This is a genomic window from Rhodovulum tesquicola (genome assembly GCF_024128855.1).
GTDB classification, from domain to species: Bacteria; Pseudomonadota; Alphaproteobacteria; order Rhodobacterales; family Rhodobacteraceae; genus Rhodovulum; species Rhodovulum tesquicola.
In genome coordinates this window covers 1-11,120 of sequence record NZ_JAMYDV010000038.1, presented here as the reverse complement: position 1 = coordinate 11,120, position 11,120 = coordinate 1, and the positions used below count along the sequence as shown (strand labels likewise).

Genomic DNA, 11,120 nt, shown 5'->3' with positions numbered 1-11,120 from the left:
ACTACATCGAGCGCTTCTACAACCCGCGCAGACGGCATTCGAAACTGGGCTACATCAGCCCCATGGAGTTCGAGGCCCGCGCTATGCTAGCTTAACCTGCTGTCCACGAAACCGGCAGCAGGCCACCGCCCGAGGGACCGAACCTTCACATGCCCGGAGCACGCCGGCAGGGAATTTCCACAGCTTCCGCGACACGACCTGCAACCGGAATTAACAATTGACGCGCGATTGGTCGGCGCTGATGTTTCCCAGGAGACATATCCATCCGGAGCGCCCCCATGATGCTGACCCGCCGAGCCCTCGGGGCGTCCTTCCTTTCCTTCGGTTTTGCCGTCGCCGCGCTTCCCGGCACGGCCGAGGAGGCTCCGGCAACAATCGCCGCCGCCTCCGACCTGCGCTATGCAGTGGAGGAGATCGCGGACGCCTTCCGGGCCGAGACCGGCAAGGAGGTGCTTCTGTCTTTCGGATCGACCGGCAATTTCGCCCGGCAGATCCGCGAAGGAGCCCCCTTCCAGATGCTGATGGCGGCCGACGAGCACTTCATCCTCGATCTCGCCCGTGACGGTTTCACGCGGGACGAGGGGACGCTTTATGCCGAAGGCCGCGTGGCCATCGCGATCCCGGCTGACGGCTCCACGCTTCTGCCCGACGGCACTCTGGAGAACCTGCGCACGGCCCTTGCCGAGGGCCGGGTGACCCGCTTCGCCATCGCCAACCCCGAGCACGCGCCCTATGGCATGCGTGCAGAAGAGGTCCTGCGACACTCGGGGCTATGGGAGGCGCTTCAACCGATCCTGGTGCTGGGCGAGAATGTCAGCCAGGCGGCGCAGTTCGCGCTGTCGGGCAATGCGGATGGCGGCATCATCGCCTGGTCGCTGGCAACTGCGCCCCAGCTTCGGGATCGGGGACGCTTCGCCCTGATCCCAGCCGAATGGCACGCACCGCTATTGCAGCGCATGGCGCTGGTCCGGGAAGCGAGTCCGGTGGCCGAGGCCTTCTATGCCTATATCCAGCAGCCGACCGCGCGCGCCATCATGGAACGCTACGGCTTCGCTTTGCCGGAGTAACCCTTTGGACTGGCAGGCACTCTGGCTATCGCTGTCGCTCGCGGCCTGGACCGTCGCCCTGCTGCTGCCGGTTTCGGTTTTCGTCGGGCGGGCGCTTGCCACCCGGTCGTTCCGGGGCAAGGGGCTGGTCGAGGGGCTGGTGATGCTGCCTCTGGTGTTGCCGCCTACCGTTTTCGGCTTCTACCTGCTTGTCGCGCTCGGCCGGAACTCGCCCGTGGGCGCGTTCTGGCAAGACCTGTTCGGCCACCAGCTTGTCTTTACCTTCGAAGGATTGGTCGTGGCCTCCGTCATCTTCAATCTGCCCTTCGCGATCCAGCCCGCACAGCGCGCCTTCGAGGCGATTCCGAATTCACTGCGAGAAGCAGCCGCGTCCAGCGGCCTGTCGCCGCTGCGCGCCCTTTGGAAGGTCGAACTGCCGCTGGCCTGGCCGGGGGTGGTGACGGCGATGGTGCTGACCTTCGCGCATACTCTGGGTGAATTCGGCATAGTTCTGATGGTGGGCGGCTCGATCCCCGGCGAGACCAGGACGATCGCCATAGCGATCTATGACCGCGTTCAGGCCTTCGACATGGAGGCGGCCGGGACCATGTCGGCGGTGCTGGTGGCCATCTCGCTCTTCACCATCGCCACGACCTTCGCGCTGTCGGCTCGCGTCGGTCGGAGGCTGGGGCAATGACACTCAAGGTCACACTCAAGGCCGTTGCACCCATTCCGCTGGACCTGTCCTTCGAGGTCGGCAAGGCAGAGCTGATTGCGCTGGTGGGCCCGTCGGGGTCCGGCAAGACCACGACGCTCAGGACGATCGCCGGGTTCTGGCAGCCTGACACGGCTCGGGTCGAGATCGCGGGCAGCGCCTGGCTCGATACCGCGCGGAACATCTCGGTTCCCCCCCATCGCAGGCGTGCGGGACTCGTGTTCCAGGACTTCGCGCTGTTCCCGCACATGACGGCGGCAGGCAATGTGATCGCCGCTATGGGCGATCTGCCCGCTCGCGAGCGTGCGGCGGAGGCCGAGCGTCTGTTGCAACTCGTCCATCTCGGCGATCTCGGGCACCGTCGCCCGGCGGAATTGTCAGGCGGACAGAAGCAGCGTGTGGCACTGGCCCGGGCGCTGGCGCGGCGGCCGGAGGTGCTCCTGCTGGACGAGCCGTTCTCGGCGGTGGACCGCGCCACACGCGAGCGGCTGCACGAGGAACTCATCGGCCTGCGGGCGCAACTGTCGATGCCGGTCGTCCTCGTGACCCATGACATCGGCGAGGCGCAGGTGCTGGCCGACCGAATGGTGGTCATCGAGCGCGGCAAGATCGTGGCAGCCGGCTGCACCGCAGCGGTCATGTCCGACCCGGTGGCCCTCAGGCAATTGGGTTTGCGTGAAATCGCGGCGATGCTTTCCGCGCGGGTCACCGCACAGGAGGCGGACGGAACGACGCGCCTTGAGACGGCGGGCGGCCCGATCTGGCTGCCTCGCCTGGACGCGGCGGCGGGACAGCGGCACAGGGTGCGCATCCTCGCCCATGAGGTGATCCTGTCGCGGGCGCAGCCCGAGGGGCTTTCGGCACAGAACATCCTCACAGGGCGCGTCGTGACGGTCACCCCGGGGGAGGGACCGGGGGTTCTGGTGCGCGTCGCCGTGGGCGAAGACGAGATCATGGCCCGGATCACACGTCGCGCCTGCGAGATGCTTGCGCTGAAGCCCGGCGAGCCGGTTCACGCCATTCTCAAGACGATGTCGGTGGCCCGCGGGCATGTCGCGCAGGAGACCGATACCGGCATCGCGTCCCCATGAAAACGGAACGGCCCCGGATTTCCGAGAGGCATCTTCGTTCCTGAAACTGGCGGATCGTGACACATCGTCATCTTCGCATGAGGCTCCTGCTCTTCCTCCTGTGGCGGCCGATGACGCGATGCAGCCGCCGGTGTCGTCCCGGCCAACCCATGTCCGGTCGGGGTCATGACCTGCAGGCGGCAGCCGGAACGCGAGGCAAGTTCAGCCACGCCGCAAGCCCGTCCGGAAAACGGAGATCATCTCAGGAGGGTATCACAAGAAGGAAAAGCCCAAGCAGTCCCGCCAGCGGCAGCGTGATTGCCAGCGCCAGCCAGAGCGCCCCGGCGCGGGTTGGCTGGGGCGGCGGGGCGTGGATGCCCATGACGGTCTTGCGCGGCTTGGCCATAAGGCCGTTTACCATGTCTTAGCTTATCTCATGGTTAACAAGAGTATGACGATTGTCTGGACCGAGGCCGACCTGCCGCGCCCGCCCGGCGGCGCGGGTTTGCCGATGCAGCAGCATCCGACCCATGGCGCGGTCTGTGCCGCGCTGGGCCGTTCCGTGCGCTGGCTCGACTGGCACGAGCGTGGCAAGGTGCTGGGTTCTGCGCAGGTTCTGAGCCGGAACTGGTCGCTGGTCGGCCGCGTGGCCCTGATCTCGCGAGGTCCGGTTTTCGCACCTGACCTCCCAGAAGGCGCCCTGAGGGACGCGCATGCGGCGCTGATCAATGGCCTCCGCGCCGATCATCGGGGGGTGATCGTAACGCCCGAGCCCGTGGCGGGCGTCGATCCGGTTGCGGGCGGGCCGTGGCTTTCCATGATGACGGGTGGCCATGTCGCGCGGCTATCGCTGGGCCCCGATGCCTGCACGCTACGCGCGGGGCTGCATCAGAAATGGCGCAACCGGCTGAGACGGGCCGAATCCGCCGGACTGACACTGGCCGAGGCCCCCCTGCCCGATGACCCCGCCCACTGGCTACTGCGTGAGGAAGCGGCGCAGGCCCGCGCCCGCCGCTATGGCCGCCTGCCGCCTGCCTACGCGCTGGCCTGGGCGCGGGCGGGCGAGACGCTGCTGGTCAGTGCCCATGCGGGCGGGCGGCCGGTCGCTGGGATGCTGTTCCTGATCCACCCCCCCTGGGCGAGCTATCACCTGGGCTGGACCTCTGCGGCGGGGCGTGCGGCGAACGCCCACAATCTGATCATGTGGCGCGCGATCCTTGCGCTGAAGGCGCAGGGCATCACGGCGCTGGAGCTGGGGTTGCTGGACACCGAGAACGCGCCCGATCTGGCGCGGTTCAAGCTGGGCACCGGCGCCGAAGGAGTGCCGCTCGGCGCGACCATGCTGGATGCGCCGGGCAGCCGGGCGGTGGCGGCCCTGGCACGGGCCGCTGCCTTTGCGCTATCCCGGATCAGTCGGTGACGGTGACCTTCACCATCCGGTCGGGCTGGCCCGTGACCGTACCGTTGCGCCCGGTGCCGCGCTTGATCGCGTCGACGATCTCCATCCCCGAGCGCACCTGGCCGACCACGGTATACTGGCCGTTCAGATGCGGCGCGGGCGCAAACATGATGAAGAACTGCGAATTCGCGCTGTCGGGATCGGCGGCGCGCGCCATGCCGATCACCCCGCGCTCGAACGGGCGGTCCGAGAATTCGGCGGCAAGGTTGGGCTGGTCGGACCCGCCCATGCCGGCGCGGCGCATGTCCGCGCCCAGCTTGCCGAACTCGACGTCGCCGGTCTGGGCCATGAAGCCGTCGATCACCCGGTGGAACACCACGTCGTCATAGGCGCCGGTCTCGGCCAGTTCGGTGATCCGCGCGACATGGTTCGGCGCGACATCCTCGAACAGGTCGATCACGATCCGGCCAGTGGCCCCCTCGCCCGCGACCTCGATCTGAAGCCCGGTGGCGGCCGCCGGACCGGCGGCCAGCATCAGGACAAGCGCGAGACTACGCATCGGCAGCCACCTTGACGCTGAGCATCCGGTCGGGATCGGCGGGCGGCTCGCCGCGGGTGATGGCGTCGACATGCTCCATCCCCTCGACGACGCGGCCATAGACCGTGTATTGGCCGTTCAGGAAATGGTTGTCGGTGAAGTTGATGAAGAACTGCGAATTGGCCGAGTTCGGGTTCTGCGCCCGCGCCGCGCCGATCGTGCCCCGGTCATGGGGCAGTTTCGAGAATTCGGCCGGCAGATCGGGCAGATCGGACCCGCCCGTGCCAGCCCGACGCAGGTTGAAGTCCTTTTCCGCATTGCCATGGGCCACGTCGCCGGTCTGGGCCATGAAGCCGTCGATCACCCGGTGGAAGACGACGTTGTCATAGGCTCCCGCACGGGCGAGGTCCTTCATGCGCTCGCAATGTTTCGGGGCCACGTCGGGCAAGAGCTCAATGACGACGCGCCCGCCCTTCAGTTCCATCAGGATCGTGTTCTCGGGGTCCTTGATCTCGGCCATCTGCGTCTCCTGGTCGGTAGGGTTCGCGCGAGACCCTAGTGCGACCGATTGCCGATGAAAAGACCCATGGCGGATGCGAGGATTGACCTTGCGGGCAGGTTCGGGCGATCTAGCGGCAAACTGGAACCCCGCGGGAGGATGACGCATGGCTTGGAAAACCCTCGACGACATGGAGCTTGCCGGTAAGGTCGCGCTGGTGCGCGTCGACATCAACGTGCCGGTCGAGGATGGCCGTGTGACCGACGCCACCCGGATCGAACGGATTGTCCCAACGGTGAAGGACATCCTCGCCAAGGGCGGCAAGCCGGTGCTTCTGGCGCATTTCGGCCGGCCCAAGGGCGAGGTCGTGCCCGAGATGAGCCTCAAGGTCACGCTGCCCGCGCTGGAGGCGGCCTTCGGGCGCGGCGTGATCTTCGCCGAGGACTGCATCGGGCTGCCCGCGAAACAGGCGGTGGCCGCGCTGTCCGAGGGTGACATCCTGCTGCTGGAGAACACCCGTTTCCATGCGGGCGAGGAAAAGAACGATCCGGCACTGGCGGCGGCGCTGGCCGCGCTGGGCGATGTCTACGTCAACGACGCCTTTTCGGCCGCGCACCGGGCGCATGCCTCGACCGAAGGCATCGCGCGGCTGCTGCCCTCCTGCGCGGGGCGCAACATGGAGGCCGAGTTGAAGGCACTGGAAAGCGCGCTGGCGACCCCCGAGCGTCCGGTGGTGGCTGTGGTCGGCGGGGCCAAGGTCTCGACCAAGCTCGACCTGCTGGGCAACCTGGTGGCCAAGGTCGATTACCTGGTGATCGGCGGCGGGATGGCCAACACCTTCCTTGCAGCGCAGGGCATCAATGTCGGCAAGTCGCTGTGCGAGCATGACATGGCGGGCACCGCGCGCGACATTCTGGACAAGGCCAAGGCCGCGGGCTGCGAGATCGTACTGCCCGTCGATGTGGTCTGCGCGCGCGAGTTCCGCGCGGGCGCCGAGAACGTGACGGTGGCGGCCGATGCCTGCCCTGCGGATGCAATGATCCTTGACGCGGGTCCCGAGACGGTGAAGCGGATCGAGGAGGTCTTCGGCAAGTGCAAGACGTTGATCTGGAACGGCCCGCTCGGCGCCTTCGAGATCGATCCGTTCGATGCGGCGACCAATGCTGCCGCGAAGAAGGCCGCCGAACTGACGAAATCGGGCGCCCTGGTCTCGGTCGCCGGGGGCGGCGACACGGTCGCGGCGCTGAACGGTGCGGGGGCGTCCGAGGCGTTCAGCTACATCTCGACCGCGGGCGGCGCCTTCCTCGAATGGATGGAAGGCAAGACGCTGCCGGGGGTGGCCGCGCTGGAAAGCTGACCTTTGGCGCGACGTGGGGGATTCCCTCTGCGAGTCTGATGGGTTAGAGTGGCCTCGGCCGCCCGCGAGAGGCGGCGCCAGAGGCATGCGACATGAGCGGTCAGCGCGGGCGCCCGGCATTGGGGGCGCTTCTCTTCCTGGGGGTCGGGGCCACGCTGGCGACCTATTTCACCTTTGCCGCGGTACAAGGGGACTTTGGCCTGTTCCGTCGCATCCAGATCGAGGCCGATGCCGAGCGGCTGCGCGCCGAAAAGGCCGGGCTGGAGGCGGAACTCGCGGATCTGGAGAACCGCACCCGGCGGCTGTCGGACGGATATCTGGACCTTGACCTGCTGGACGAACGTGCCCGCGTCGTGCTGGGCCTGATCCGCGCCGACGAAATCGTGATCCGCTGAGGCGGGCAAGGGTTGTCGGAAATGTTCCGGGCACGTTCGCAGGCGTAGCGCTGTCGCGGAAAATCGCTCGCCCTTCTCGGCCGCGTCTGATAGGATTTTGTTCAACGTTAAACCATTTTCCGCGCAAGGGAGGCGGCGCCCGATGGCAACGCGCAAGACGCCCGCGAAAACCACTTCTCAATCAAACACTTCCCGCGAAGAACTGATGAAGTTCTACCGCGAGATGCTGTTGATCCGCCGATTCGAGGAAAAGGCCGGCCAGCTCTATGGCATGGGCCTGATCGGTGGGTTCTGCCATCTCTATATCGGCCAGGAGGCGGTGGTGGTCGGCCTTGAGGCCGCCGCCGAAGAGGGCGACAAGCGCATTACCTCCTATCGCGACCACGGCCACATGCTGGCCTGCGGGATGGACCCCAAGGGCGTGATGGCGGAACTGACCGGGCGCGAGGGCGGCTATTCCAAGGGCAAGGGCGGCTCGATGCACATGTTCTCGAAGGAGCGACATTTCTATGGCGGCCACGGCATCGTCGGCGCTCAGGTGCCGATCGGGGCGGGCCTTGCCTTCGCCGACAAATATCTCGGCAACGGCCGGGTGACATTCACCTATTTCGGCGATGGCGCGGCCAACCAGGGCCAGGTCTATGAAACCTACAACATGGCCCAGCTCTGGGAACTGCCGGTGATCTTCGTGATCGAGAACAACCAGTATGCCATGGGCACCGCGGTCAAGCGGTCGACCAGGTCGCCCAATCTCTGGGAACGGGGCGCCGCCTACGGCATCGCGGGCGAGGAGGTCGACGGCATGGACGTGCTGGCGGTCAAGGCGGCCGGCGAAAAGGCCGTCGCCCACTGCCGGGCGGGCAAGGGCCCCTATATCCTCGAGGTGATGACCTACCGCTACCGCGGCCACTCGATGTCGGATCCGGCGAAATACCGCTCGCGCGAGGAGGTCCAGAAGATCCGCGAGGAACGCGACGCCATCGAGCATGTGCGCGAGTTGATCCTGCAAGGCACCCACGCGACAGAGGACGAGCTCAAGGAGATCGACAAGGAGATCAAGGCCATCGTCAACGCGGCCGCCGAGTTCGCCAAGGAGAGCCCCGAACCCGCGGTGGACGAGCTTTTCACCGACATCTACGCCGAGCCGGCAAGCGCCTGAGGGGGAAGCAGCAGCATGGCAACCGAAATCCTGATGCCCGCGCTCTCGCCCACGATGGAGGAGGGCACACTCGCCAAGTGGCTGGTGAAGGAGGGCGACACCGTCTCGGCGGGCGACGTCATCGCCGAGATCGAAACCGACAAGGCCACGATGGAGTTCGAGGCGGTCGACGAAGGAACGCTGGGCCGGATCCTGATCCCCGCGGGGACCGAGGGCGTCAAGGTCAACACCCCCATCGCGGTCCTCGTCGCCGAGGGCGAGACGGCCGACGCCGCCCCGGAGGCCGCCCCGCGGGGCGACGCGGCCGGCAAGGCGGCCCCCGCCGGGGGCCCCGCGTCGGCCGCCCCCCCGGCCCAGCCGAAGGCCCCTGCCCCTGCGGCGGTTCCCGAAATCCCCGTCAGCACTCAGATGAAATCCACCACCGTCCGCGAGGCACTGCGCGACGCCATGGCCGAGGAGATGCGCCGCGACGAGACCGTCTTCCTGATGGGCGAGGAGGTCGCGGAATACCAGGGCGCCTACAAGATCAGCCAGGGACTTCTGGATGAATTCGGCGCGCGCCGGGTGATCGACACCCCGATCACCGAACACGGCTTCGCCGGTCTCGGGGTCGGCGCGGCCTTCGGGGGCCTGCGCCCCATCGTCGAGTTCATGACCTTCAACTTCGCCATGCAGGCGATGGATCACATTGTCAACTCGGCCGCCAAGACGCTCTACATGTCCGGCGGCCAGATGGGCTGCCCCATCGTCTTCCGCGGCCCGAACGGCGCGGCCGCCCGCGTCGCCGCCCAGCACAGCCAGGACTACGCCGCCTGGTTCGCGCATGTCCCGGGGCTGAAGGTCGTCCAGCCCTATTCCGCGGCCGATGCCAAGGGCCTCCTGAAGACCGCGATCCGCGATCCGAACCCCGTGATCTTCCTTGAAAACGAGATCCTCTACGGCCGCTCCTTCGAGGTGCCGCAGCTCGACGATTTCACCATCCCCTTCGGCAAGGCCCGCATCTGGCGCGAGGGCAAGGACGTGACCCTCGTCAGCTTCGGCATCGGCATGACCTATGCGCTGGAGGCCGCCGACGCGTTGGCGAAGGACGGCATCGAGGCAGAGGTGATCGACCTCAGGACGCTCCGGCCCATCGACACCGCCACCGTGATCGAGAGCGTGAAAAAGACCAACCGCTGCGTCGCCGTCGAAGAGGGCTTCCCGGTCTGCTCGATCGGCAACCACATCTCGGCGGTGCTGATGCAGCAGGCCTTCGACTGGCTCGACGCGCCGGTGATCAACTGCACCGGCAAGGACGTGCCCATGCCCTATGCGGCGAACCTGGAAAAGCTGGCGCTCGTGACCACGAAAGAGGTCATCGAGGCGGTCAGGTCCGTGACCTATCGCTGAGGAGGAGCGGCATGCCGACCGAAATCCTGATGCCTGCCCTGTCGCCCACGATGGAGGAAGGGACGCTCGCCAAGTGGCTGGTGAACGAGGGCGATACCGTTTCGGCGGGCGATCTGATCGCCGAGATCGAGACCGACAAGGCCACGATGGAATTCGAGGCGGTCGACGAAGGCACACTGGGCCGGATCCTGATCCCCGCAGGCACCGAGGGCGTCAAGGTCAACACCCCGATCGCCCTGCTGCTCGCCGAAGGCGAACAGCCCGCGGACGCCGACCGCGCGCCGCCGCCGACGTCGCGCCCGGAGGCCCAAGGGGCCGACGCGGCCGGCGCGGCGGCCCCCGCAGGGGGCTCCAAGCCGGCCGCCGCCCCGCCCGCGCCGACCTCGCCCACGGGCGACCGCATCTTCGCCTCGCCGCTCGCGCGCCGCATCGCCGCGGACAGGGGGATCGACCTCGCCGGGCTCAAGGGCACGGGTCCGCGCGGCCGGATCGTCAAGGCCGATGTCGAAAGCGCAGAGCCCGGCGCCGCGCCGAAGCGGGCCGCCTCTCCTGCCCCGACCTCTCCCCCGGTCGCCGCCGCGTCCCCCCTGCCCGCGGGCCCGGACGCCGAGGCCGTGGCCAGGCTTTACGCCGACCGCGCGTATGACGAGATCCCGCTCGACGGCATGCGCAAGACCATCGCCGCCCGCCTGGCGCAGGCCAAGCAGACGATCCCGCATTTCTACCTGCGCCGCGACATCCGGCTCGACGCGCTGATGGCGTTCCGTGCGCAACTGAACGCCCAACTCGCCCATCGCGGGGTCAAGCTGTCGGTCAACGATTTCATCATCAAGGCCTGCGCGCTCGCGCTCCAGCAGGTGCCCGCGGCCAATGCGGTCTGGGCGGGCGACCGCATCCTGCAGCTGAAACCCTCGGACGTGGCCGTGGCCGTCGCCATCGAGGGCGGGCTGTTCACGCCAGTCCTCCGGGACGCCGAGACCAAGACCCTCAGCCAGCTCTCGGCCGAGATGAAGGACCTCGCCGCCCGCGCCCGCGACCGCAAGCTCGCGCCGCACGAATATCAGGGCGGCAGCTTCGCGATCTCGAATCTCGGCATGTTCGGCATCGACAGTTTCGATGCGGTCATCAACCCGCCCCACGGCGCGATCCTTGCGGTGGGCGCCGGCGTGAAACGGCCCGTCGTGACCGAGGATGGCCGGGTCGAGGCGGCGACGGTGATGACCGTCACCCTCAGCGTCGATCACCGCGTGATCGACGGCGCCCTGGGGGCGGAGCTTCTGCAGGCGATCCGGGACAACCTGGAAAACCCGATGGCGATGCTGGCCTGACCTCTGCCGCCGGAACCGCAGAGCCCAACAGCCTGCTGGACTGCGTCCACAGAACCATCGCGCCCGCCATTGCGGACGCCTCCCATCCCCCGGTTCAAAGTAAGCGTCGTTGGACGGCCACCCGGTTTTCAGGTTGACGGCTGGTAATTCCACGGGAGCAACTCGTCCAGTCGGCCTTGCGGATGGCCGGCGGCGATGGCTTCGAGGGTGGATTTCAGATAGGCG

General features: G+C 67.5%; 14 protein-coding genes. 10 read left to right on the top strand and 4 right to left on the bottom strand.

The annotated features are described in order from the left end of the window. The 4 genes from NHN26_RS17660 to modC form a co-directional block, all read left to right on the top strand. Positions 1-95, top strand: a 95-nt coding sequence (locus tag NHN26_RS17660) for an IS3 family transposase (protein ID WP_331429137.1), incomplete at its 5' end; no start/stop codon positions are given. A gap of 183 nt (positions 96-278) precedes the next feature. Further along, entirely contained in the window at positions 279-1,067 is a 789-nt protein-coding gene (gene modA / locus NHN26_RS16865) for a molybdate ABC transporter substrate-binding protein (protein ID WP_253090491.1), read from the top strand. 4 nt (positions 1,068-1,071) lie between these two features. After that, a complete protein-coding gene (gene modB / locus NHN26_RS16860; RefSeq protein WP_253090490.1) occupies positions 1,072-1,743 on the top strand; it encodes a molybdate ABC transporter permease subunit in 672 nt (223 codons plus the stop codon). Next, positions 1,740-2,852, top strand: coding sequence for a molybdenum ABC transporter ATP-binding protein (gene modC / locus NHN26_RS16855; RefSeq protein ID WP_253090489.1), 1,113 nt, complete (start codon positions 1,740-1,742; stop codon positions 2,850-2,852). Before modB ends, modC begins: the two co-directional genes overlap by 4 nt. A 241-nt stretch (positions 2,853-3,093) precedes the next feature. Here modC and NHN26_RS16850 read toward each other — a convergent pair whose 3' ends face one another. Then, positions 3,094-3,252 carry a hypothetical protein gene (locus NHN26_RS16850; protein WP_253090488.1) on the bottom strand — a complete coding sequence of 53 codons (159 nt, stop codon included), beginning with the start codon at positions 3,250-3,252 and terminating at the stop codon, positions 3,094-3,096. Between the two features lie 15 nt (positions 3,253-3,267). On the opposite strand from NHN26_RS16850, the gene NHN26_RS16845 reads away from it, so the two are divergent. After that, positions 3,268-4,251, top strand: a complete 984-nt coding sequence (locus tag NHN26_RS16845) for a GNAT family N-acetyltransferase (RefSeq protein ID WP_253090487.1) — start codon at positions 3,268-3,270, stop codon at positions 4,249-4,251. Here NHN26_RS16845 and NHN26_RS16840 read toward each other — a convergent pair. Then, the gene (locus NHN26_RS16840; protein WP_253090486.1) at positions 4,241-4,789 is read right to left on the bottom strand and encodes a peptidylprolyl isomerase; all 549 of its coding nucleotides are present in this window, start codon (positions 4,787-4,789) and stop codon (positions 4,241-4,243) included. The genes NHN26_RS16845 and NHN26_RS16840 overlap by 11 nt on opposite strands. Further along, complete coding sequence (locus tag NHN26_RS16835; protein WP_253090485.1) at positions 4,782-5,288, bottom strand: peptidylprolyl isomerase; 507 nt, start codon at positions 5,286-5,288, stop codon at positions 4,782-4,784. Before NHN26_RS16835 ends, NHN26_RS16840 begins: the two co-directional genes overlap by 8 nt. A 145-nt stretch (positions 5,289-5,433) precedes the next feature. On the opposite strand from NHN26_RS16835, the gene NHN26_RS16830 reads away from it, so the two are divergent. From NHN26_RS16830 to NHN26_RS16810, 5 genes are all read left to right on the top strand, one after another. Continuing rightward, on the top strand, positions 5,434-6,624 hold the full coding sequence (locus NHN26_RS16830) for a phosphoglycerate kinase (protein WP_253090484.1): 1,191 nt from the start codon (positions 5,434-5,436) through the stop codon (positions 6,622-6,624). A gap of 92 nt (positions 6,625-6,716) precedes the next feature. After that, the gene (locus NHN26_RS16825) at positions 6,717-7,019 is read left to right on the top strand and encodes an FtsB family cell division protein (protein ID WP_253090483.1); all 303 of its coding nucleotides are present in this window, start codon (positions 6,717-6,719) and stop codon (positions 7,017-7,019) included. Positions 7,020-7,161: 142 nt separating this feature from the next. After that, complete coding sequence (pdhA, locus tag NHN26_RS16820; protein ID WP_253090482.1) at positions 7,162-8,178, top strand: pyruvate dehydrogenase (acetyl-transferring) E1 component subunit alpha; 1,017 nt, start codon at positions 7,162-7,164, stop codon at positions 8,176-8,178. Between the two features lie 15 nt (positions 8,179-8,193). After that, the gene (locus NHN26_RS16815) at positions 8,194-9,567 is read left to right on the top strand and encodes a pyruvate dehydrogenase complex E1 component subunit beta (RefSeq protein ID WP_253090481.1); all 1,374 of its coding nucleotides are present in this window, start codon (positions 8,194-8,196) and stop codon (positions 9,565-9,567) included. A gap of 11 nt (positions 9,568-9,578) precedes the next feature. After that, positions 9,579-10,895, top strand: coding sequence for a pyruvate dehydrogenase complex dihydrolipoamide acetyltransferase (locus NHN26_RS16810; protein ID WP_253090480.1), 1,317 nt, complete (start codon positions 9,579-9,581; stop codon positions 10,893-10,895). A gap of 128 nt (positions 10,896-11,023) precedes the next feature. Here NHN26_RS16810 and NHN26_RS16805 read toward each other — a convergent pair. Next, on the bottom strand, positions 11,024-11,120 hold a 97-nt coding region (locus NHN26_RS16805), incomplete at its 5' end, for a transposase domain-containing protein (RefSeq protein ID WP_435594217.1).

Coding starts and splice junctions, on each gene's coding strand:
- modA (WP_253090491.1), top strand. CDS start 279: ATGATGCTGACCCGCCGAGCCCTCGGGGCGTCCTTCCTTTCCTTCGGT.
- modC (WP_253090489.1), top strand. CDS start 1,740: ATGACACTCAAGGTCACACTCAAGGCCGTTGCACCCATTCCGCTGGAC.
- NHN26_RS16850 (WP_253090488.1), bottom strand. CDS start 3,252: ATGGTAAACGGCCTTATGGCCAAGCCGCGCAAGACCGTCATGGGCATC.
- NHN26_RS16845 (WP_253090487.1), top strand. CDS start 3,268: ATGGTTAACAAGAGTATGACGATTGTCTGGACCGAGGCCGACCTGCCG.
- NHN26_RS16840 (WP_253090486.1), bottom strand. CDS start 4,789: ATGCGTAGTCTCGCGCTTGTCCTGATGCTGGCCGCCGGTCCGGCGGCC.
- NHN26_RS16835 (WP_253090485.1), bottom strand. CDS start 5,288: ATGGCCGAGATCAAGGACCCCGAGAACACGATCCTGATGGAACTGAAG.
- NHN26_RS16830 (WP_253090484.1), top strand. CDS start 5,434: ATGGCTTGGAAAACCCTCGACGACATGGAGCTTGCCGGTAAGGTCGCG.
- NHN26_RS16825 (WP_253090483.1), top strand. CDS start 6,717: ATGAGCGGTCAGCGCGGGCGCCCGGCATTGGGGGCGCTTCTCTTCCTG.
- pdhA (WP_253090482.1), top strand. CDS start 7,162: ATGGCAACGCGCAAGACGCCCGCGAAAACCACTTCTCAATCAAACACT.
- NHN26_RS16815 (WP_253090481.1), top strand. CDS start 8,194: ATGGCAACCGAAATCCTGATGCCCGCGCTCTCGCCCACGATGGAGGAG.
- NHN26_RS16810 (WP_253090480.1), top strand. CDS start 9,579: ATGCCGACCGAAATCCTGATGCCTGCCCTGTCGCCCACGATGGAGGAA.